General features: G+C 58.3%; 24 protein-coding genes. 16 read left to right on the forward strand and 8 right to left on the reverse strand.

All coding sequences use genetic code 11. The annotated features are described in order from the left end of the window. Nucleotides 1-180 precede the first annotated feature (180 nt). On the forward strand, nt 181-1,590 hold the full coding sequence (locus ABIQ96_RS11985; RefSeq protein WP_348214829.1) for a hypothetical protein: 1,410 nt from the start codon (nt 181-183) through the stop codon (nt 1,588-1,590). A gap of 79 nt (nt 1,591-1,669) precedes the next feature. On the opposite strand, the gene leuD is transcribed toward ABIQ96_RS11985, so the two are convergent. The 6 genes from leuD to ABIQ96_RS12015 form a co-directional block, all read right to left on the reverse strand. Then, nucleotides 1,670-2,272, reverse strand: a complete 603-nt coding sequence (leuD, locus tag ABIQ96_RS11990) for a 3-isopropylmalate dehydratase small subunit (RefSeq protein ID WP_348214830.1) — start codon at nt 2,270-2,272, stop codon at nt 1,670-1,672. A gap of 38 nt (nt 2,273-2,310) precedes the next feature. Then, entirely contained in the window at nt 2,311-2,922 is a 612-nt protein-coding gene (locus ABIQ96_RS11995) for a Uma2 family endonuclease (protein WP_348214831.1), read from the reverse strand. Nucleotides 2,923-2,935: 13 nt separating this feature from the next. Continuing rightward, nucleotides 2,936-4,360: a 3-isopropylmalate dehydratase large subunit gene (gene leuC, locus ABIQ96_RS12000; protein ID WP_348214931.1), complete on the reverse strand. Its 1,425-nt coding sequence runs from the start codon at nt 4,358-4,360 to the stop codon at nt 2,936-2,938. 103 nt (nt 4,361-4,463) lie between these two features. After that, nucleotides 4,464-4,685, reverse strand: coding sequence for a hypothetical protein (locus tag ABIQ96_RS12005; RefSeq protein WP_348214832.1), 222 nt, complete (start codon nt 4,683-4,685; stop codon nt 4,464-4,466). Between the two features lie 656 nt (nt 4,686-5,341). Next, entirely contained in the window at nt 5,342-5,800 is a 459-nt protein-coding gene (locus ABIQ96_RS12010; protein ID WP_348214833.1) for a hypothetical protein, read from the reverse strand. Nucleotides 5,801-5,831: 31 nt separating this feature from the next. Continuing rightward, nucleotides 5,832-5,960, reverse strand: a complete 129-nt coding sequence (locus ABIQ96_RS12015; RefSeq protein WP_348214834.1) for a hypothetical protein — start codon at nt 5,958-5,960, stop codon at nt 5,832-5,834. 686 nt (nt 5,961-6,646) lie between these two features. Here ABIQ96_RS12015 and ABIQ96_RS12020 point away from each other — a divergent pair. Beyond that, on the forward strand, nt 6,647-7,198 hold the full coding sequence (locus tag ABIQ96_RS12020; protein WP_348214835.1) for a hypothetical protein: 552 nt from the start codon (nt 6,647-6,649) through the stop codon (nt 7,196-7,198). Nucleotides 7,199-7,335: 137 nt separating this feature from the next. On the opposite strand, the gene ABIQ96_RS12025 is transcribed toward ABIQ96_RS12020, so the two are convergent. Continuing rightward, a complete protein-coding gene (locus ABIQ96_RS12025) occupies nt 7,336-8,049 on the reverse strand; it encodes a hypothetical protein (RefSeq protein WP_348214836.1) in 714 nt (237 codons plus the stop codon). Nucleotides 8,050-8,317: 268 nt separating this feature from the next. Between ABIQ96_RS12025 and ABIQ96_RS12030 the strand changes: the two genes are divergently transcribed. The 14 genes from ABIQ96_RS12030 (at nt 8,318) to ABIQ96_RS12095 (ending at nt 19,534) form a co-directional block, all read left to right on the forward strand. Continuing rightward, nucleotides 8,318-8,629 carry a hypothetical protein gene (locus tag ABIQ96_RS12030; protein WP_348214837.1) on the forward strand — a complete coding sequence of 104 codons (312 nt, stop codon included), beginning with the start codon at nt 8,318-8,320 and terminating at the stop codon, nt 8,627-8,629. Nucleotides 8,630-8,901: 272 nt separating this feature from the next. Next, complete coding sequence (locus tag ABIQ96_RS12035) at nt 8,902-9,174, forward strand: DUF1844 domain-containing protein (protein WP_348214838.1); 273 nt, start codon at nt 8,902-8,904, stop codon at nt 9,172-9,174. A 14-nt stretch (nt 9,175-9,188) separates the two neighbouring features. Next, the gene (gene kdsA / locus ABIQ96_RS12040; RefSeq protein ID WP_348214839.1) at nt 9,189-10,007 is read left to right on the forward strand and encodes a 3-deoxy-8-phosphooctulonate synthase; all 819 of its coding nucleotides are present in this window, start codon (nt 9,189-9,191) and stop codon (nt 10,005-10,007) included. A gap of 21 nt (nt 10,008-10,028) precedes the next feature. Beyond that, nucleotides 10,029-10,484, forward strand: a complete 456-nt coding sequence (lptC, locus tag ABIQ96_RS12045) for an LPS export ABC transporter periplasmic protein LptC (protein WP_348214840.1) — start codon at nt 10,029-10,031, stop codon at nt 10,482-10,484. Nucleotides 10,485-10,490: 6 nt separating this feature from the next. Beyond that, nucleotides 10,491-11,354 carry a hypothetical protein gene (locus ABIQ96_RS12050; protein ID WP_348214841.1) on the forward strand — a complete coding sequence of 288 codons (864 nt, stop codon included), beginning with the start codon at nt 10,491-10,493 and terminating at the stop codon, nt 11,352-11,354. A gap of 43 nt (nt 11,355-11,397) precedes the next feature. Then, the gene (gene lptB / locus ABIQ96_RS12055) at nt 11,398-12,162 is read left to right on the forward strand and encodes an LPS export ABC transporter ATP-binding protein (RefSeq protein ID WP_348214842.1); all 765 of its coding nucleotides are present in this window, start codon (nt 11,398-11,400) and stop codon (nt 12,160-12,162) included. 58 nt (nt 12,163-12,220) lie between these two features. After that, on the forward strand, nt 12,221-13,009 hold the full coding sequence (locus tag ABIQ96_RS12060; protein ID WP_348214843.1) for a hypothetical protein: 789 nt from the start codon (nt 12,221-12,223) through the stop codon (nt 13,007-13,009). Nucleotides 13,010-13,023: 14 nt separating this feature from the next. Next, the gene (locus ABIQ96_RS12065; protein WP_348214844.1) at nt 13,024-13,731 is read left to right on the forward strand and encodes a hypothetical protein; all 708 of its coding nucleotides are present in this window, start codon (nt 13,024-13,026) and stop codon (nt 13,729-13,731) included. Between the two features lie 61 nt (nt 13,732-13,792). After that, nucleotides 13,793-15,256: a hypothetical protein gene (locus ABIQ96_RS12070; RefSeq protein WP_348214845.1), complete on the forward strand. Its 1,464-nt coding sequence runs from the start codon at nt 13,793-13,795 to the stop codon at nt 15,254-15,256. Nucleotides 15,257-15,426: 170 nt separating this feature from the next. Further along, nucleotides 15,427-16,005 (forward strand): hypothetical protein, encoded by a 579-nt coding sequence (locus ABIQ96_RS12075; RefSeq protein WP_348214846.1) that lies wholly within the window; start codon nt 15,427-15,429, stop codon nt 16,003-16,005. A gap of 36 nt (nt 16,006-16,041) precedes the next feature. Further along, nucleotides 16,042-16,206 carry a hypothetical protein gene (locus tag ABIQ96_RS12080; protein ID WP_348214847.1) on the forward strand — a complete coding sequence of 55 codons (165 nt, stop codon included), beginning with the start codon at nt 16,042-16,044 and terminating at the stop codon, nt 16,204-16,206. 12 nt (nt 16,207-16,218) lie between these two features. Further along, nucleotides 16,219-18,690: a cytochrome-c oxidase, cbb3-type subunit I gene (ccoN, locus tag ABIQ96_RS12085; RefSeq protein ID WP_348214848.1), complete on the forward strand. Its 2,472-nt coding sequence runs from the start codon at nt 16,219-16,221 to the stop codon at nt 18,688-18,690. Nucleotides 18,691-18,702: 12 nt separating this feature from the next. Beyond that, nucleotides 18,703-18,867 carry a hypothetical protein gene (locus ABIQ96_RS12090; RefSeq protein ID WP_348214849.1) on the forward strand — a complete coding sequence of 55 codons (165 nt, stop codon included), beginning with the start codon at nt 18,703-18,705 and terminating at the stop codon, nt 18,865-18,867. A 31-nt stretch (nt 18,868-18,898) separates the two neighbouring features. Next, nucleotides 18,899-19,534: a cbb3-type cytochrome c oxidase N-terminal domain-containing protein gene (locus ABIQ96_RS12095; protein ID WP_348214850.1), complete on the forward strand. Its 636-nt coding sequence runs from the start codon at nt 18,899-18,901 to the stop codon at nt 19,532-19,534. A gap of 6 nt (nt 19,535-19,540) precedes the next feature. Here the strand turns inward: ABIQ96_RS12095 and ABIQ96_RS12100 are convergent, their stop codons facing one another. Beyond that, a complete protein-coding gene (locus ABIQ96_RS12100; protein ID WP_348214851.1) occupies nt 19,541-22,159 on the reverse strand; it encodes a hypothetical protein in 2,619 nt (872 codons plus the stop codon). Nucleotides 22,160-22,253: the final 94 nt, after the last annotated feature.

Genomic DNA, 22,253 nt, shown 5'->3' on the forward strand with positions numbered 1-22,253 from the left:
GGATACAAGTAGGTGCCAGAAAAGTCCCTACTGTGACAAAAAATGTCGAAATTTTCACGACGAGCCGGCTTGCCGGCCTATCAGATCCATTTCGGGAGCGACTCGCCTGATCTGGAAGTTCGCCCGGATCTGAAATTTTTTGTTCATTTCCCGTCATGCTCCGACAGATGATCTTTGAAGATGCTCCACATCTTCCGCTTCAAAGCAGGCGGAGCTGTGCTAAAATATGCGGAGCGCTTGCCTTTACGTCAGGCCACTGCCAGAAATCATTCATTCCAACCGGCTAGGATTCGAAAGAGAGAGCACTCAAAAAGCATGAATGAAGAACAAACCTACGACACCCGGGCCCGCCCGCAGCCAACGCTGAAAGCGGGCGTCCGTGCCATCTGTGGATGCATCTCCATTTTCTGCGCCTCTCAACAGGTTTGTGGTGAAACATTCCGGCTGAACAAGGTGGTGGCGGAAGGAGCCGCCAATTCGGAACGGGTTGAGCTCCATCATGAAGAAAAAAATGAAATCCTGTTCATCGAAAAACAGGCCATCGTCACCGGAGCGGATGTCAAATCAGCGACGCGTTATCCTGGGGACGAGGACACCCTCGCGATCACCTTGACCGAAGAGGGAGGAAAGAAACTGGGTGCCGCGACGACAGACTCATATGGCCGTATGAGACTCGCCATTTTGATCGATGACAAAGTGGTTTCCGCGCCCGTCGTGATGGCGAAATTGGGAACCGATTTCATCGTCTCCGGATTGCATGAATATCCGGATGAAGATCTGGATCTGCTCGGATGGCGGATCGAGGGAAAAAGCGATGAGGAGATCGCCAGAAGATTGCGGGCAAAAGAGATCACCCGAAAAACACCACACCCACCCCGCCCGGAGCCGGAGTACTACAGCGAAGATGAATATGCCTTGCTGAAAAAGGAGCGGGAGAAGATGGGCATGTTTTATGTCGATGAAATACCCACGGAAGAGCAATTGGCCACACGCCTGAAAGTCGGGATGACACAGCCGGAAGTCGTCGATGAAATTGGTAAAGCCACCATGACCAAATCTAACGAAGCAGGAGGCGTGGATTCGTTAGATTACCATCTGGCACCCGAGAGACGGAGTTTGACTCGCGAAATGCACCCCGACGGCTTTGAAGTCCAATTCCGGGATGACAAGGTCACCGGCTGGAAAATCAGCATTTGGAGCTCTGCGCCTCGCGAACCAAAACCGCAGGGTAAAAGCCTGAGAAGGTTGAAAGCGAAGTTTCCCGGAGAAGGCGTCGCCGACAAGGACTTCGGGAAAGTTTCGTGGATCGAAAAGGTGGAACTCTTCCTACAGCCCGGGCAGCAGAAGCCCCATGCACAGGACTATCTGGACCTGATGTCCTTGATTAATGCCACCACCGCTGCGGACGAGCATTCCCTGATCGAAGCAAATTGTTCGGTGGTCCGAACGCTGGCAGACGGTTTTCCGGAAGCCGAAGCGTTGAGAAAATCCGCCCAAGATCGCAAAATCAGCCTGCTCAAACTCAACGATCTCCTGAAGCCCTATCTACTTGGGGAAAAGCCATTCCCCGAGGCTCCGCCTGAAAAATGAAAGCGAAGCCCGCATCCACAGGCTCCGCTTGTTGATTCGAGCCATCGCTTCCCTAGCAGGAAACGGACGTCGGGACCAATCATACGTAATGCAACTCTCTCGCCTTCGCTTCGATGGCCTTGTCGTTGTCGAGCAGCTCCTGGATCGGATCCCAACGGCCTGATAGAAGTGCCTCGCGCGCCGAATCCGGCATGGTGACCGGGATGTCGAGGCCGTTGGAGGTGGTGACCTTGAGGGCTTTCACGTCGATGGTGACGACGACCGTAGGATCGGCTTCGACGGCGTCTTTGATGGCGACGATGTCAGCGGCGGAGGCCATGACGCAAGGCATGGCGAGCGTGGTGGAGTTGCCGTAGAAAATTTCCGCGAAGGACTCGGCGATGACACCGTTGAAGCCGTATTTGCGAAGCGATTGCGGGGCGTGCTCACGGGAGGAGCCGCAGCCGAAATTGACGCCGGCGACGAGGATGGAGGCTCCGGAAAAACGCGGATCGTTGAGCGGGTGGTTTGTCTTATTGCCGGTTTCGGAATCGAAGCGGACGTCGTAGAATGCGAATTCGCCGAGACCGTCGAAGGTGACGCATTTCATGAAACGTGCCGGGATGATGCGGTCGGTATCAATGTCCGCGCCGGGGATGAAAACCGCGCGGCCGGTGACGAAAGGAACTGGATCGAGTGCCATGGGAGAGGTTGAGAGTTGATGGTTGATGGAAAGAAAATTCAGTCCTCGATGCGGTTCAGGTGGTACCACGGGCGTTGGACGTCCTCGGGAAACGGATTGGATTGATAGAAGGCGGCGAGCGGCGCGGCGTAGCCGATGGAATCGAGCCGCACGATGGTGCCGAACTGGGTGTAAAGATTGCGTTTCCAGCGCTCGGAGCGGCGGAACACGAGGATCTCCGGCCACGCCTGTTCGATCAGGACGATTTCCTCGACGGAAGGAATCCGCTTGTAGTTGGTGAGCTTGTCGGTGCGATCAATCCGCGAGGTGGAATCTGACAGCACCTCGATGATGAGCTTCGGATTGGAAACGACGTGCGAATCGTCGTCGCCCGGCTCGCAGGCGACGAACACATCCGGATAGTAGTAGCCTTCCCCCAGATCGTCCGCGATCTGGACTTTCACCGCTTCGATGTAGGTGCGGCATGGGCCACCATGGAGGTGGTTTTTCAGCGAGCTATAGAGATCACCGCAGATTTCATTGTGTCTCCGGCTGGCTCCGGACATCGCATAAACCCGGCCGTCCACGAACTCATGACGCGTTTCCGAACGGAGTTCTCCTTCGAGATACTCGGTGGCGGTGATCGGAAGTTTGTGGGCGGCGGTGCTCATGGCGAGCGGGAGTTTACGCGACGGCAGCGGCGGCTTCGAGTTCGAAAAGCTCGCGGGCGTCTGAGATGTAGCCGTTGATGGCCGCAGCGGCGACCATGACGGGCGACATCAGAACGGTGCGGCCGGTGGGCGAACCCTGGCGGCCTTTGAAGTTGCGGTTCGAAGACGAGGCGCAGAGCTGGTCGCCGACGAGTTTGTCCGGGTTCATTGCGAGGCACATCGAGCAACCGGCACCGCGCCATTCGAAGCCGGCATCGGTGAAGATTTTCGGCAGGCCTTCTTGTTCGGCCTGGATAGCGACGACTTGCGAGCCGGGAACGACGATGGCTTGCACGCCCTTCGCGACCTTGTGGCCTTGGATGTATTTTGCCACTTCGCGGAAATCGGAGATCCGTCCGTTAGTGCAGGAACCGATGAACGCGACGTCGATTTTCACGCCCTTGATCGGGGTACCGGCGTCGAGTTTCATGTAAGCGAGCGCTTCCTCGATGGAGGCTTTTTCAAGCGGGGTTTTGGCCTTCGCGGGGTCCGGAATGTTTTCGGAAATGAAGATGCCAGCGTCCGGGGAAATGCCCCAGGTGACGGTCGGCTCGATTTCGGCCGCGTTGATTTTGACGATGTCGTCAAACACGGCGTCGGCATCGGAAGCGAACGACAGCCAGCGGGCGGCGGTCGCATTAAAATCGGACATGTCCACGTAAGGACGACCGCTGAGGTAGGCGATGGTCTTGGCATCCGGATTCACGTAACCGCAACGCGCGCCACCTTCGATGGACATGTTGCAAACGGTCATGCGCTCTTCCATCGACATGCGCTCGAAAACATCGCCCGCATATTCATAAGCGTAGCCGATGCCGCCGTTCGCGCCGAGGAGGCGGATGATGTGGAGGATGACGTCCTTCGCATAAACGCCGGGACCGAGGTCGCCATTCACCTCGATGCGGCGGACTTTCATTTCCTGAAGGGCGATGGTCTGGCTGGCGAGGACATCGCGAACCTGACTGGTACCGATGCCGAATGCGATCGCCCCGAAAGCGCCGTGCGTCGCGGTGTGCGAGTCGCCGCAGGCGATCGTGGTGCCGGGCTGGGTGATGCCTTGCTCGGGGCCGACGACGTGGACGACGCCTTGTTTACCGGAGGCGAGGTCGAAATAAGTGACGCCGAAATCATCGCAGTTTTTGCGGATCGCATCGATCATCTCAGCCGCGAGCGGGTCTGCCGGCTGGTCCTGATTGATCGTCGGGACGATGTGGTCGATCGTCGCGAATGTGCGCTGCGGGAATTTCACCTTCAGTCCGAGATCGCGGAGCATGCCGAACGCTTGCGGTGAGGTGACCTCGTGAATGAGGTGCGTGCCGATGAAGAGCTGCGTGCGGCCATCGGCGAGGGTGCCGACGGTGTGAGCTTCCCAGACTTTTTGGAAGAGGCTTTTTCCCATGATTAGAAATCCGCCGTGGTTCGCGGCGGGCGGGAAATTGGCCACGCGGATTCAGAATGTCAAAGCCGCATGTGCATGCCGGGCGGAAAGAACGCGCAGGGCCTTAACCCAGCTCGATGACCAATCCCGCAATGATCCCGGTGAGGGCCAGCACGCCCACGACGATGCCGGAAATTTTGAGCCAGTTTTTTGAACTCTTCTGTTTCGCCGAAGTCCCCTCCACCCAATCCTCCCACGACCGCTGGGTCTTGGCCCCGGACCGATGGTAGTGGCGCAAGCTGCCGCTGAACTTGGCTTGCACTTCGGGTGGATGGGAAGGTTTCATGGGGAGAAGCAGCGAAGCAAATGTCAGATACTGATCGCGTTAGAAAGGAATATTAGTGTAATTTTTCAAAAAAAACGCCCTCCCGGAGACCGGAAGGGCATTTGAATATTTTCGAATGTGCGAAGCGGAGCTTACTTCGAATAATGAACCTCAGGAGCCGTTTGGATTTCCTGGAATTGAGGAAGCGGGCGCAGGCCGGGTGCTTTTGGTTCACCGGTGCAGCATCCGCACGAAACGGAAAGAAGAACAAAGGCGGAAGCGACGATTGCGGAAAGAATGCGGATCATGGGAATAAGGCGGAAGGTTTTATGATGAAATAAAAATCACCGGCGATGACTCATGCCGGAAGTTGAAATTGTCCCGTGCTCCACCCGGAGAACGGAACGGAGAATGAATTACTTGGAAGGAGCGACGTAGGCAGGATGGCTTGGAGCGGGAGCGCTTGGGCAGCAGGAAGCGGCGAAAAGTGCGGCAGCGGCGGCAATGAAGGCAAGTTTCATGAGTTCGGGGAATTGGTTTTTGGTTGGATGCTGGCTCCTGGCACAGGCCAGTTAGCCGCGAGATTAGCCGTGACACCGATCCCTGCAAGGCAAAAGACGAGCCCGGGGCTTGGGACAGCGAGAGCAACAGTCCTTCTAGAATCTCCACGCCGAAGCTTATTTCAGAGCGGTCTTCGCAGCGTGGACGGTTTCGGAAAATTGCTTGGTGGCCTTCTTGTCGGTTTCCAACGATTCACGGCTGGAAGCGGCGATGACTTTCGTCAGGTCCGCATCGTAAACGGTGAACGAAACCCACGCATTGGTTGGCTGCTCCTTGAGCATCTTCTGAACATTCGACGGGAGCTTGTCCATGACCGCCTTGTCCTTGACCTGGGCCTCGGTGATGACCACACATTCCGCGGAGCCACGCACGGCTTTGACGCCGTTTTCAGCAGCAGCGGCGCAATGTGGGCAGCTGTCGTCAGCTCCTTTGTAAACAATGCAGAGCAGCTTCTTGGAGTCTTTGACCTTGGCCTGCTCGGAAGCGAGTTTGTCGATCGGCTTGGCTCCGGAAATTTCGTAAGCGTTTGCGAAATTGCAAAGAAGCACGGCAACCAGCGGGAGGAATTTTTTCATTTGGTGGAGTTAAGTCGTCTTTCGCCGCTTGTCAATTTCCGAAGAAATCAGCGGATCGGGAGTTCGAGCGCACCGATTTCCTGATGTTGCCGATGGGATGCGGAGCCGCTGCCAGCGGCAAAACGGCCACCGCGAGGGCGAAAAGAACGTGGGTTTTCATGATTGGCGGATTCCTGTTTCCACCAATGCGCTTTTTTTGTGAAGCGAATCCCCACCCCTAATCGGGGGGTATCCGAATCGCAAACAAAGCCTCCCCTCTCTGGATCCCATCCTTCCAGAGGAAACCATCCCACTCCCTCGGGAAGAAACCCGACTTCCTTGGGAGAAAGCCTGCCGCCCTCGGGAGGCGAATCACTTCCTTCGGGAGCCAGTTCAAGTCCTCGGGGAGGCGGTTCACATCCCCGGGGAGGTGGATAGGTTCCTTCAGGAGCCGACGCCCATCCCCGGGTGTCGGCTTGACTCCCCGGGGAGTCAGATCCCGTCCTCGGGGAGGATTGTTTCTGCCCTTGGGAACCGCGCTCCATACCCGGGAACGAGAACCCATCCCGCAGGAAGCGGATCACATCCCTAGGAATGAAGATCGCCTCGCCTAGGACTTGAACCGGCTCCCGAAGCAACCTCGCCCGCTCCTTGGGGAGGATCATTTCCTCCCGATTGAAGATTCATTCCTCCCCTGCTAAGTTCCTTCAGAATGAAGGAACATCGCCCGCTTCGGCGATAACAGATCGGTCCGCACCTTCCGACCTCTCAGTTCCAACTCCCCATCACCCGGTTCGTCTTATCTTGCCGAGGCTAACCCGGATCATTATCGTGCGGCACTGAACCAACAACACTGGTAGCCAAAAAATGCAGAACGACCACTCAGCATTTCTGGGAAGCGAATACGTCCGGGTGAAGGATGCGCCTGCACTCGCCGCTCTCCGTGAACGTTGCACGACTGATTCCCCGATTAGCCTTCACACTGTTTTCCCGGAAAAGATGGCTGAGTATGCCGGCGAGCGCGTCCAAATCACGGGAATCTCATATTACCACATGGGCTTTGTGCTATACCAACTTCGTGTGATTGGCGGCGCACTTATCAACGGTCATTGGCCTGAGGAGGCACTCGAAGATCAAGAACTCGGAAGAGTCAATGAGCACGAGTTTTTTGGGCTAGCCGCAGATCGCTATTTCGCCAAAGCATCAGACGACGGCTCGCTCGTGGATATACGCGATCGAGCGGACCGGCTTCTTTGCTCATTGCGGATGAGGAATGTTCCAAGCGCAGTCGAGGACATCAACCGAGTCGCTGGATTGAGGTGTAGCTTTTCATTTGCGAGGCGCTACAACTTTGAAGACGAGATTCCTGACTCGCATCAGTCGGTCGATCGTTCATCCACTACGACCAGCAACGGCTAACAAGCCGCGCCAGAGCAATCCTAACATCCGCCCTGTGCCGATGATTTTTCGTAGCTACAACATCAACCCCGTGTCCGACGCTCGCTCCCGCTGGTAGGGTTACCTGCGCTTGGACGTCCTTCACTACGATGCCGCGTTCATGGAACCGGCCATTTGACCTGCGGTTCCTTGCCGGCCCAGAAAGGCTGGTCGGGATCGAAAATATCCAACCCGTTGATCAGGACCCGGCCATCCTTTTCGATAGGAAAGGATCGGACGCTGTTGTCCACACAGAGCACCACGGCTCTCCCGCCAAACACCGCCGGATCGAAAGTCCACTTTCCGTCAAGCAACGGCGCGACTGCGAGCGGACGCTGGGGATTGCCCGCGGCAGTCATCCCTGACAGATAGGCGAACGCACACTTCTCGATGTGGTCCGGTTGCTTTGGATCCGGATGAGCACCCGGCGCCGGAATTTCGAGCGAAAAAATGCGATCCGACTGCGCGATCCCCGAGGCGATCAATTGATAGAAGCAGTCATTCGCGGTGTCCTCCTTGAAATTTGCCTTGGTTTCCGTTGCTTCCTTGACGGCGACGGCGGTTTCCGCATTCGGAAACGAGCCATACTCGGTCTCGAACTCAAACAACGCCAAACCAATCTGCCGCAGATTGTTCACCGCGAGAAGCTGCCTGGATTTCTGATTCCGCACATCCAGCAACTTGCCCGCCGCACCCACGAAGTCCTTGAACACCTTCTTGTCCTCCTCCGTGATCCGGTCGGCGTCGGGCTTCTGGGCCACCGCCCGCGGAACCGCCATCGATGCGACCGCTACCGCGAAAACCCAACAGAATGCTTTTGATGACCGTCTCATGGAAGATAGAGACTCCCGGAAATCCCCCGTCTGTCGATATTTCTTTGCGGGATGTCCGGCACCGCCGTGAACGATTCAGGCTGATCGAAATTTCGCGGATTACCGAGGGATCAATTCACCCTCGCAAAGCCCCGGCATTTTCCGCAGATTCCATGGAACGAATGACAATGTTAGCCTTCACCGCGATGCGACGAGCCCGGCTTGAGCGCTGGAGTTGCTAGACCATTCTCATGGCCAAGACGCAGACATACCCAATCAAACCACACCCATGGAAAACCCAGCCACCGTCATCATCGCCGATAAACAGCTCCGCTGCCTTCACTGCGGCCATGACCAGTTTTTCAAAAGCCTGCGACGTCTCACGACAGCGGAGTTTGATGTCCTGGACCTCGTTTTCCCCCACCAGACAGCCGAGACCTACGTCTGTTCGCACTGTGGACGGGTCGAGTGGTTCATCCCTCCGGTGAGGGATGGAATGACGGGTTCCACCGAAGGAGACTTCGATTGTCTGGAGTGTGGAGGGATCATTCCCAACGGGCAGAAAGCCTGTCCGGCATGCGGGTGGACTTATGTTCCGTGAAAAGATATTCGGGATGCAAAATTCAAGGAGGGGCGATCTCCGAATCGCCCCAGCCCATGAGGTGACCATCAGGAGCGGCCGGCCTCGATTCATTGGCTTTCCATGGACCACGGCGATTCGGAGATCGCCGCACCTTGGGTTTGAATGGGCCTCCACTTGAAGAGGGATAACGAAAAGCCACTTGGGGAAAGTGGGACTTTGGAAAAAACATCCACCCCGCCCCGCCCGTCTTCCCTCTTGTCAATCCCCCCCGGACTTCCGAACCTCCTGCCATGCCAGCAGCGCCCGAAGCCGATCCCCGGTTCAACGAATTCATCATCCTCCAGGCTCAGAACGCCGGGCTTTTTCTCGGGCAGATCCCGAATCCCCACAGCGGCGAGAAGCAGGTCAACCTGCGGGCGGCGAAATCGGTGATCGATTCGCTGGAAATGATCGCCTTCAAAACCCTCGGCAACCTCACGTCCAACGAGGAGAAGCTCCTCAATACCGCCTTGGACAACCTCCGCCCGCTCTATCAAACGGCGCTTGCTTCCGCCCGGCATTGACCCATTTTACCCGCATGAATTTCGACCCCTTCAACATTGGCAACGTCCCCGTCGGCGGACCGGTTCCGTTTTTCATCCTCGGCCCGTGCTCGATGGAGTCCGAGAAATTCTCTTGGGAAATGGCGCGTTCGCTCAAGGAAATCGCCGACCGCACCGGCATCCATTTCATTTTCAAGGCGTCGTTCGACAAGGCGAACCGCACGTCCGTCGATGCCTTCCGCGGCCCCGGCGTGCACGAAGGCTGCCGCATCCTCGGTGAAATCGGCAAGGAACTCGGCGTGCCCGTCACCACTGACATCCACACCGCCGAGCAGGCGGAAATCGCCGCCGAGCACATCGATTTGCTCCAAATTCCCGCGTTCCTCTGCCGCCAGACCGACCTGCTCGAAGCCGCCGCCAAGACAGGCCGCGCCGTGAACGTGAAAAAGGGCCAGTTTCTCGCGCCGCTCGACACGGTGAACATCGCCGGAAAAATGCGGGCGTTCGGCTGCGAGCGATTTCTCATCACCGAGCGCGGCACCACTTTCGGTTATAACAATCTGGTGGTGGACATGCGTTCGCTCTACTGGATGCGGAAAGAGGGCCTGCCCGTGATTTTCGATGCCACGCACTCGGTCCAGCGCCCCGGCGGCCTCGGTGGCGCGACCGGCGGTGATGGCGAACTCGCTCCCGTCCTCGCCCGCGCCGCGGTGGCGACCGGCCTCGAAGGTTTGTTCATGGAAGTCCACTCGGATCCCGCGAACGCCGTTTCCGACGGGCCGAATCAAATTCCGCTCGAATTTATCGAAGATCTTCTCGTCCGACTCATCGCCATCCAACACGCCTCGCACTGAGCGATTTCCTTTTCCGCCATCTTGCACCGTCTTTTTACAGCGTTCGCCATCGTCGCTCCCGCCATTTCTTTGGCCGGAGAAAAGCCTGACGCGCCGAAGAAGGGATGGGATAACATCTTCACCCTGCTTCCTCCCGGCAGCGAGCTGAAGGACGTGATGCTCCCCCGCTACGATGCGGATCACAAGCTGACCAGCGTCCTGAAGGCGCAGGTGATGTCTCTGGTCAACACCCAGCAGATCGCGGGGACGACGGTCGCCATCGAGTTTTTCAATCCGGACAACACACAGCACGGCCGGATCGACCTGACCACCGCCCTCATCGACAAGGAAAAGAACCTGCTGAGCACCAAGGAACCCGTCAAAATCAAGATGGACGAGGGAACCGCCACCGGCAGCGGGATCTACTATGATCTCAAGACGCGCAAGGTAATTCTGCTAGGCCCGGCCACCACCGTCTTCCATACTCCACCGAAATAAACCGCCATGAATACCCAAGACTCTCCCTTCCGTGCCATGGCGTTTGTCGGCATGTCGCTTTTGAGCCAATCGCTGCTGGCCGCCCCGCCGATCCCGATGACCGAGGCCCAGCTCGCCGCGATCCAGGCTGATGCCGCGACCCGCGCTCCCGCCGCCGAGGCGAAAGCCGCCGAGGCCCAAGCCACTCTGAAGACCGATCTCGAAAATTCCGCCACCGCGACCAAGGCCGCCGCGGCCTTTCTCGTTCAAAACGACCTCCCGGCCGTGAAACCGGACGCCCCGGCCGCCGAAGGCAAACCGCTCGATGTCAAACCCGGACCCGACGACACGGTTGTTAGCTGTGATGGAGCGATTTATTTCGATCCCGAAGAACGCGTGCTGGTTTACCTCAAAAATGTGAAGGTGAAGACCCCCGACTTCAACATGACCGGCAGAATCGACGAATTGAAAGTGTTCTTCGCGGAAAAGGAAATCGATGAGAAGGACAAGGAAAAGGCCGCGAAAGCCGACGATAAAAAGGACAAAGGCGGATTCGGCGCGGGTCCCGGCAGCAAAGTCGGCAAGGCCGAAAGAGTCGTCGCAACCGGAGCGATCGTGGTCGAAGCGACGCCGAAGGAGGGCGAAGACGCGCTCAAGGCCAGCGGTGCCATTTTCACCTATAACGTCAAAACCGATGAGGGAACCATCAGCGGCGGCTGGCCGTGGTTCACCAAGGGTGCCATGTATATGAAGTCCTTGAAACCCGACAACCTGCTGCGGATCCATCCGAAGCAAAACAGCATGGACACTCCCGGCGGTGGCTGGGAAATGGCCGGTCCCACGGAGGGGCTGAAAGATCCGAAAGATCCAAAAGAGAAGAAGAACCATTGATCCCGCCGTCGATTTCCACATCCCTTTACCTCCCCGTTTCCTGATGCACACCCCCGGCTCGACCTGCTCCAACACGGAATCCGCCGTTCTTTACGCCAAGGAACTCAAGAAAACCTACAACGGCCGCGCGGTCGTGGACGGGGTTTCCATCACTGTCCAACCCCGGGAAATCGTCGGGTTGCTCGGACCTAACGGCGCGGGCAAGACCACCTCGTTCTACATGATCGCCGGACTGATCCCCGCCGACGGCGGCTCGGTCTGTTTCAACGGCCACAACATGTCGCACATGCCGATGCACCGCCGCGCCCGCCTCGGCCTCGGCTACCTGCCGCAGGAGGAATCGATTTTCCGCAAGCTCTCGGTGCTGGATAATTTGTTAGCGATTCTGGAAACCCGGCCGAAGCTCAACCGCGCCGACCGCCTCGCCCGCGCGCATGAACTGCTCGACCGCTTCGGAATCACCAAGCTCTCGAAGTCACTCGCCATCACTCTATCAGGCGGAGAGAAACGCCGCCTCGCCATCGCCCGCTCGCTTTGCTCGGACCCGACGTTGCTGATGCTCGACGAGCCCTTCGCCGGCATCGACCCGATCGCCGTGGAGGACATCCAACGCATCGTCCGCGAACTCCGCGACCGCGACGGCCTCGCCATCCTTATCACCGACCACTCGGTCAGAGAAACCCTCAGCATCACCGACCGGGCGTTCCTGATCCATGACGGCCGCGTCATTCTCGAAGGCGCGTCCGACGAACTTGTGGACGACCCGATCGCGAGGAAACACTACCTCGGCGAGGATTTCCGGATGTAGCGGAACGGACCGCGGAATTGATCACCGCTTTTCATCACCAAAAACCAAGAACCCGCCCATGAAAACCCCATTGTTCCACGGCGTGATCGCCTCCTGCTTCTGGCTCGCACTTGTTAGCGCAGCCTATTCCCAACCCCAACCCCAAGCGGTCCAGCCCGAAAACAATCCCGTCGGCAAGGCTATGGATCCTTCAAAACAGATCCGCGTCCAGGTCGAGTTCATTGATGTCTCCCACGAGCAGCTCACCGAATTGATGTTCGGCCCCAAAGTCCCGGCCAACGATGGAGAACTGCGAAAGCAAGTCGCTCAACTCATCAAGGACGGCAAGGCCACCGTTTTGGACACCCTTCTCTGCACCACCATCACGGGCCAGAAAGCGACCTCCGAATCGGTCGAGGAATTCATTTATCCAACGGAATACGAGCCACCCGATCTTCCGAATGAGGTCCGTCTAGACGGTGAGGAAAAAACACCCGAGTCGGCAAAAACGACCCGACCCGACCTTGCCGTCGGACCCACGCCCACCGCGTTCGACACCCGCAACATTGGTTCAACCTTGGAGGTCGATGGCACCTGTGACGGCAAGGAGATTCATCTCAACCTCACCCCGGAAATCGTCTATCACCTTGGCAACCGGGTGTGGGGGGAATGGAACGACCAGCACGGAAGCGTTCCAATCCAAATGCCGAAATTCTACACGTTGCGGATCAAGACTTCCCTTATTCTCGATGACGGGAAATACTTGCTGGCGTGCGCTCTTTCTCCTAAAAATCAGGAAGGCTTTCCCGATTTCACCCGCAAGCTAATGGTCTTCGTGAAAGCGAGCATCATTACAAGCGCCCCCTAACGGAACCCGGTGCCATGAAGGTCATCTTCGCCGCGTTCGCCTTACTCTCATGCGGCATCCACGCCGCCAGTGAGGATTTGCCGAGGCAGATGCGTGTCAGCCTCCAGTTCATCGAGGTCACCCATCCCATGCTTTCGGAAATGCTCTCCGGTAAGGAAACCAACGGGCCAGCCTTCCACGACAGGGCCGACACCCTTTGTAAGCAGGGCAAGGCGAAGCTCTTGGAAACCTGCATGCTGGTGTGCCGCAACGGGCAGCAAGCCACGCTTGAAACCATCTGCGAAGAGATTTACCCCATGGAATACGAATCGCCGGGAAGGAGATCCGGTCCTACCGTTATAGGTGGACTTGATCCCGGCAACAATCTTCCCCCAAGCCCGCTTTTCAGGGCACCTGTCGCATTCGACACGCGCAATACCGGCGTCACATTCAAAGTGATATCGACCCTGTCTTCAACTCATACGATTGATCTCCAACTAAGTCCGGAAATTGTCACGCCGCTGCGGCTTGAAACTTGGATGGAGCACATCGATCAACGGGGCGACGCATCGATCCGCATGCCGATCTACGAAACCTGGAAACTCAACAACTCCCTTCGCGTGGAGTCCGGAAAATTCGAGCTCGTTTCCGTCATCACCCCCAAACCGAACGCGCCGGTTCCGGCGGTGTTGCGCAAGATCATGGTGTTTGTCAGGGCGGATATTCTGCCCGTTCCGGAATAGCCGGAAACGGGTTTGAGGTTTAGGAGTTGACCTTCGCAAACGATTCGTGACTTTCGTTTTCATGAGAAGTGCCTTCCGATCGACCAAAAGCTCCATCCGCCCGCTCGCGGTGGCCTGCTCCATCTTTTGTCTGACAACCGCCGCCCGGGCCGAGGAACTGCGCGTTTTCCACAGCGCCGATGGCAAACCGCTGAAAGCCAGTTTCCAAGGCGTTGCCGGCGACAAGGTCACTTTGAAACGCGAGGACGGAAAGGTGTTTGAACTGCCGAAAGACAAACTCAGCGCCGAGGACCAGACTTACATCACGGAACTTGCCGCCCATGCCGGAGATAGTGCGAAAAAGCTCAACGAAGCCGCCGGCCACGAAATTTCCAACGGCACCCGCCTGTCGGATCGCAAGGCGGAGGATCTCGCCAAATCGCTGCTGCTCCGGCCGGAATCGCAGTCGAAATATGGCCGCAGTTGGAGGCTCTACGCCGCCTACGCGAAGGGCTACATGCTCTTCGGAGCGATGCCCTACTCGGTCGCGCTTTATTCGAATGAAGCCGGTGCCGCCACGGGGCTTTCCATCGTTTACGCCAACAAGGGCGACTTCGGCAGCACCGCGGGATTTGCTCAAGAACATTTCAACGGCGGAACCACGGCCGAGCCGAAATCACTGGCCGAGGCCATGAACCGCGACGACGAAACGGTGAGCAAGGCCCTGACCACGGTCCTCGGCGCAGGCAAGGTCGAGCGCTATGGCGAGGGCAGCACCCGCCGGAAAATCACCCGCTGGGATTGGAACGGGCATGCGTTTCTCCTGTCCAACCAGGATGGCGAATATGTCAGCCTCGCCATCGTTTCCTCCGAAACCGCCGACGCCGGCGGCCGTTCCGCCCTGACCAAGGACGGCGATGTGAAAAAGCGCCTCGTCTCGAGCATCGTCAAATCACCCAACGGCGACGTTTATCTATCACAAATCCCGATGGTGGACCAGGGCCCGAAAGGCTATTGCGTCCCCGCCACCTTCGAACGGGTGATGCGGACCATGGGCCTGGAAGCGGACATGTATCTGCTCGCCATGGTCGGCCAGAGCGCCGCGGGTGGCGGCACTTCGGTGGAACTTCTGTTGGAAAACCTCCGCCATCAGGTGCTCAGCAAGGGCCGCCGGATCAAGGACGAGGACGTCAAGGACCTGCGCATCCGCGACGTGAAACGCTACATCGACGAAGGCATTCCGATCATGTGGAGATTGTGCTCGATGGAGCAATACAACGAAGTCGCCGACAAGGACACCGCGGAGCGCGCCAAGGTCACCGATTGGAAAACCTACGCCGCGAAAATTCTCACCGAAAACGCCGAACTCGCCAAGTCGCCCAAGCCGGAAGCCAACCACCATCTCTGCATGATCATCGGCTACAACGAAGCCACCCAAGAGCTCGCCGTCAGCGATTCATGGGGCCCGCGCTTCGAACTCCGCTGGGTCCCGCTTGGCGTGGCGAATTGGGCAAGCAACGGATCGATCGTGATGATCCTGCCGTGAGGGCTAGTGGATGGAGAAACGGATTTCTTCTGACTGTTAGCCCACCCCGAAGACAGGGGCACGGAGCGTAAGGAAAATTTCCCCCGGAGAATCCGCGCACCCTTCCAGACAGAATGCGGAGCACGGCGGCGTGGACTCGGGCAGGTTCTTCGTGAACCTACCCGGTCCACATGATGGTCACCAATTCCCTTTCCTCCTTCCACCAATGGCTTCTCGCCCAGCCCGATGATTTCGCGGCTTCGCGAACCATTGTCCTCCACGGCGACTCCTGTTTTTCCTGCGATCCCCTCATCGACGAGATCGCTGGATACCTGAACGAATACGACGACGAGGGAGCCGGTCGCTGGCTGCCGGCCACCATGGACTTCGTCAACCAGGTCTCGGAAAATCCGGATTTACGGAAACTTCTCGGTATGGCCGACCCGTGTCCGAACTGCCCGCCCACCGGTCCCTGCGGCATCCGCAAAACTCTAACCGCCCTCGGTCGGCGGGGCCATGTTGTCTTCCGCTCGGTCACGCCCGCGGGCAAGACTCTCGAACTGCCCGACGCGTTTCATGCGGGCATCGGCGACGGCATCGGTGAAGGCCTGAAGTGCCACCTCGTTCTGAATCCCGAACTCGTACAACCCAAGAGCATCGCCCACATCATCAGCGATGTCTTTCTCGACTGGAAGCATGAGGAGACCCGGCGCGGTTCCGTGGATTCCTCAAGAAATGCGCTGTCTTCGGCAATCGAGGACCAGACCTGATTCCGCAACCTTGCTTTCGTTCGAAAGTCACCTCCGATGAACGTCCTCGCCCTCACGATCCTGATCTCGTCCTGCCTCGCGGGGATCTTCATCGCCTGTTTTGCCGCGGAAATCCGCCGCGCGCGCCGCACCAGCCCGGAGCGCGACTCGCTTCTGCCGCTTGATCCCGAAGCGCCGCGCCCACCCGAAGACCTTCCCTAACCGCATTCGACCATGACCACCTCTATCACCTACGACGACAAATCGGTCCGCCGCTTCATGACCGCCTCCATCATTTGGGGGGCAGTCGGGATGCTCGTCGGCGTGCTCGCCGCCACCCAGCTCTCATGGTGGCAGATGAACGGAAAATTTCTCGAACTCATCACCTTCGGACTGATCAAGGCGGAAGGGATTTCGTTTCTAACGTTCGGCCGGCTGCGTCCGCTGCATACCAACGCGGTGATTTTCGCCTTCGTCGGCAACATGATGTTCGCGGGCATCTACTACTCCACCCAGCGGCTGTGCAAGGTCAGGACGGCGTCGGATCTGTTATCCAGCATCCATTTCTGGGGGTGGCAACTGATCATCCTGTCCGCCGTCGTCACGCTGCCCGCGGGATTCACCCGCGGCAAGGAATACGCCGAACTCATCTGGCCCATCAACATCGCGGTCGTCCTGATCTGGGTGGTCTTCGCGGTCAACTTCTTCTGGACCCTGGCGAAACGCAACGAGCCCAGCCTCTACGTCGCGCTCTGGTTCTACATCGCCACCATCATCACGGTCGCGATGCTCTACATCGTCAACCACCTGTCGCTTCCCACCTCGTTCACGCATTCCTATCCGATCTTCGGCGGCGTACAGGACGGGCTGGTGCAATGGTGGTACGGCCACAATGCCGTCGCCTTCTTTCTAACGACGCCGATTCTCGGCATCATGTATTATTTCCTGCCGAAAGCCGCGAACCGTCCGGTCTATTCCTACCGGCTTTCCATCGTCCACTTCTGGTCGCTCGTCTTCATCTACATCTGGGCCGGACCCCACCACCTGCTCAACACCGACCTGCCACGCTGGCTTCAAAATTTAGGCATGTTGTTCTCCCTCATGCTGTGGGCACCGTCATGGGGCGGCATGCTCAACGGCCTCCTGACTCTCCGCGGTGCCTGGGACAAACTCCGCACCGATCCGGTCATCAAGTTTTTCGCCGCAGGCATCACGTTCTACGGCATGGCCACTTTCGAAGGCCCGCTGCTCTCGATCCGCGCGGTCAACGCGCTATCCCACTACACCGACTGGGGCATCGGCCACGTCCACTCCGCCGCCCTCGGCTGGAACGGGTTCATGGCCGCCGGCATGTTCTACTGGCTCGCCCCTCGGCTATGGAAAACCGAACTCTGGTCGAAGGCGCTCGCCAACATGCACTTCTGGATCGGCACCGTCGGCATCCTCATCTACGTCGCCTCGATGTGGGCCGCGGGCATCATGCAGGGCCTCATGTTAGGCCAGATGAATCCGGGAGGAACCACTCTCAAATACGAGTTCATCGAAACCCTCGAAAGCATCCAGATCTTCTACATCCTGCGCTCCATCGGCGGGACGCTCTATCTGATCGGCTTCCTGCTCCTCGCTTACAACATCTGGAGAACCGCCCGTTCCGGCGCACCTTACGACGAAACCGTCCAGGTCGCCGTCCTCGAACGGAAGAAGAAGGACGGCATGGCATGGGGCGAGGCGTTTTTCAGCGATCCGATTGCCTACATCTTCCTCGGCATCGCCAGCACCATCCTCTGGTTCTTCCTGCCGCCGCATGCCGACAAGGCCGCTCTCGCGGTCACCATTTTGTTAGGATTCAAGGCTTTCCGCGCGTTCAAAGCCTCCAAGGAAAAATGGACCAACTGGCACGAGCGGATCGTGGAGAATTACCTGCCGTTTTCCCTGCTCGTTTTCATCGCCGTCGCCATCGGCGGCTCGGTCCAGATCATCCCGTCACTCATCGTGAACCGCGAGAAGAACATCGAAGGCCGCCTGCAAGACCTCTATACGCCGCTCGAACTCGCCGGCCGCGATTTGTACATCACCGAAGGCTGTTATAACTGCCACTCGCAGATGATCCGGACGCTGGTTCCCGATGTCATGCGCTACGGCCGCGCCGGCATCGCCGACGATTACTCGCACCTCGGGGAATCGCTATTCGACCACCCTTACCAGTGGGGCTCCAAGCGCACCGGTCCCGACCTCGCCCGTGAAGGCGGTCCGCTGGCCGTCGGCGCGAAATACATGCGCGTCGGAAAACGCGGCAACGACTGGCATTTCAATCATTTCATGAATCCGCGCCAGACCTCGCCGGGGTCCAACATGCCGAACTACCCGTGGCTGTTCGAAAATTCCGCCGATGTGAAATCACTTCCTAACAAAATTGCCGTCCAATTCCAACTCGGCGTCCCATGGCCGGCGATGAACCAGGACCAGATCCGCGACCTTGCGGAAAGCCAGGCCCAGGAAATCGCCGCCTCGCTCGTCGCCGCCAAGGTCTATCTGCCCGACAAACCGGACCTCCAAGGGGACGCCCTCCGCAACCACCTCGCCAAGTCACAGGTCGTCGCACTCATCGCCTACATTCAGAAGCTCGGAAGCTATCACGAGGTGCTCAAGGACGAGCCCGCCGGACCGGTCACCCTTGATCCGGACTCCCATCGCCGCAATCCCTAACCATATACCGCCATGTTCAAGCGCATGTTTGTCGAAGATTGGGCCACTTGGATACCGATCGTTTCATTCATCCTCATCGCCGGGGTGTTCATCGCCGTGACGATCCGGGCGCTGAGGATCAGCACTTCCGAACGCGAGCACCTCGAATCGCTGCCACTCGACGATTCCGAACCCTGAAATCACCTAACACAATTCTTCCCGAATCCCCATGAACCAGGAACCCAAGCGCGGCCACTTCGCCAAGGAAAAAGGAGAGGTCATCCTCCGTGAACACGAATTCGACGGCATCCAGGAATACGACCAGAAACTGCCTAACTGGTGGCTCTTCACGTTCTATGGCGCGATCGTCTGGTTCGTTGTCTATTGGGCGCTTTACTATCACACCAGCCTGATAAAGAGCGATGGCGATCTGGTGAAGGAGAAGATCGTCGCGATCCAGGCCGCGAAAGCGGCCGAACTCGAGAAGACCCTCGCCACGCTCGATGACGCGACCTTGGTTCACACCTGGGCCACCGATCCCGAGCGGGTCGCCGCCGGTGAAGCCACTTTCCTAACGAACTGCTCGGCCTGTCACGCCACCGACCTCAGCGCGACGATGGTTGCCGGCGGCACCAAAATCCCGCTGCCCGGCCTACCACTAACCGATCACCAGTGGAAATTCGGTGGCAAGCCGATGCAGATTTTCAAACTCATCAACGAAGGCTCGCCCGCCGACAGCACCGGCAACAATGGGGCCAAAATGCAACCGTGGGGACAAACCCTCAGTCCCAAGCAGGTCGCGGAACTTGTCTCCTTCATCATCGCGAAGGTTCCAGACGATTTCAAAGACATCCCCGCCAAATAGCAGGTCTTATTTCAAATTCACCAGTCCGACATCAAGCACCTGCCCGCCAACGCCGTTGTGACCGCGGGCGGCGAGGGTGATCTTCGCACCCGGCTTCAACCGCGCGGCGGCTTCCGGATAGATATTAAAAACCGCATAGTCGCGGGTCTCGATATCGACGGCGCGCCAGGCGAGGATTCCGTCGATGTAAACTTCCGCGACGTTGTCATGGTGAACTAACAAACGGAGCTTCGATCCGAGCTCCTGCGGCAGAGTCACCTCGCGGCGGATCCAAAGGCCCTTGGTATTCCAGGTCGTGTTGAGGATGCCGTCGGTGCCCGGAGTCTTCGCCGTGCCGAACGCGGACTTCCCTTCGTGCCATGCTTTGTCATCAAACGCCGGTTGCGCCCAGTCACGCGCCGGCTCGGCGATGGTCCAACGCCAGACCGACGGCTCTTTCGCCGCTGGCGGAATCACATCGGTGTAACCGGCCGCGAGCTGATCCTTGGGAATCGGCAGACCTTGGTTTTCGATCGCGAAATCGGTCGCGGTCTTCGGCCCGATCCAAACCGGTTGCGTGAACGCACCGTTGCCGGCGATATCCCACGCCTCAAAGCGAACCCAGGTGCGGCCTTTCAGATCGAGCGGCAGATTGATTTTTTCCTTACCGAAACTCTCGCTGTCGCTGAGATCGATGCGCTGATAGAACGTCTGCTTGCCGTTGCCGGAAACCACGTTGGCGAAGGCCATCGGGAAGGTCCATTCGAGGTTCGCCTCAAGAGCTTGCGGCGCATCCGCGTTTGCAATCACCTCGCCGCTGGCCTTGCCGCCGACCTTGAATTCCGGAATCAGGATTTCCCCCGTGGTGGTGAAGAATTTGCCGCCGCGCAGGCTGTCGAGCAGCGGTTGCCAGCCGTCCTTGAACTTCGGCAGCTTGTCGAGTTTGACGTAGTTGATGTTGAGGTGGGCGTAGGTTTCGAAGCTCGTTTCCATGCGGAAAAGATCCGCCTCGCCGATGACCTGTTTGCGGAATCCCCAGTTCGACATGTCGTCCAACAGATCGAGCACGCGCCAGCCGAGCGTCGGCCGCGAGAGATCGGCGGGCATCGCCTTCCACGCGGCGCCGAGGAAATGGTAGGACTTGTAGAAGTCGGATTTCTTGTAGAGGTCCGGGAAACCGATGGATGCCTTGATGCGGGCGTGGGCGGTCCACATCAGGCCGTTCTCCGTTTCCATCAGCTTGAGAACATCCGCCGAACTCCCGACATGATAGACTTTTCCATAACCTTCGACCTCCTCGACAAACGGCTGCTCCGACGACCGGTTCAGCACCCAGTAAACCGGCTTGGGAAACAGACTGATCCAATGGCCGCCGAGGTGGACGTTGGGCTCCTCGCCGGGAAGCATCAGGAGGTTGTCGTCGGACAGGCGGTCGCATTCGCTGTGCAATGCTTTCAACAGCGGCAGACGCCGGTCATCCTTGAGGTTCGGCGTGTCGCCGACGTGGAACTCCGCAAGATGGACGATGTTGATGCCACGCGCCTTGAAGGTCTTCACCATGCCCGGGACTTCGAGGTCTTTCGGCACGCCGTCGGTCTTCTGCTCCTTCTGCTTGCGGAGAAACTCCAGCGTGTGCTCGACATGATAGTGGCTGGTGAATGTCTGATAGCCAGGCAGCGGCTGATAGTGATCCTTGCGGGTGTATTTCGCCACCTCGTCGAGCGCCTGTTTGCCGTCACCGCTGGTTAGGAAATAGAAAGCTCCGAGCTGCTGCTTCGTTTGCGGCGGCGCGTTGAACCAAGGCACCCAGCGCTTGTCGCCATCGGGATCCAGGCGGATTCCCAAACCGCTGTCGCCCGCCAGTCCGCTGTAGTTTTTCCCGTGCCAAACGAACTTCAGGTTGAACGCCTCGTCCTCGGGGAAAAAGTAACGATGAGGCGCGGGGAAAACCGCGAGCGAGCCGTTTCCGCCTTCCGCAACGATGGTCCGGCCTGCCACTGCTAGATTCTCCGCAGGTGCCGCGGCATCGAGAGGAACGCGCTGGAGGTTTCCATCGGTATCGTTCCAGACGACGGATTTCCAATCGGGCCTCGAACTCGTTAGACCGGTGTCATAGATGATCGCGCGACCGTCCTCCTCAGTGGACAAGACCGTTTCCGCCTGCATGAGACCGCTGTTCTGATAGAACGTGAAACGGATCTCGCCCCGAAAGGAGCCTGCCGATGCCTCGGCCACGCCGACCGTCGTGCGGTTGCCATCGGTGGTCACGTGCATCGAGCGCTTGCCGAGTTTCACCAGAAAAGTCTCGCGCGCACGGGTCGAGGTCTTGTCGGAAAACGCCACCCATCCGGCGGGGTCGTCGAGGTTGCGGTTGCCGACCGTGAGCAGCGTCACCGGGTTCAGATTTCCGGCGATCACCTTGGCCGGCTGTCCATTCGCCGCAACTCCCAGCGAATCGATGAGCGGCTTGGCTTCGTCCATGTTGAAAACGGCGCTGCCGGCTTGCTCCGCGGAAATCGGCCAGGTGACCGTGACGAGGCCGTCCTTCTCAACAACTTTAACGGCGGAGTCGCCTTCCTTCGCTTCCACACCCGCCAAAAGGCAGGAGGAAACGGCGGCGATCAACGAGGCGGTGGATTTTTTCATGGGTGGTTTGAAATAGGCGAACTGCGGACAAGAACGTCCGGGAAGAGGGTAAACACACAATCTGAAGAGGAAGATAGAACCCCGAAAATTAAAG

Source organism: Luteolibacter sp. (assembly GCF_039920825.1).
Taxonomy (GTDB): Bacteria; Verrucomicrobiota; Verrucomicrobiia; order Verrucomicrobiales; family Akkermansiaceae; genus Luteolibacter.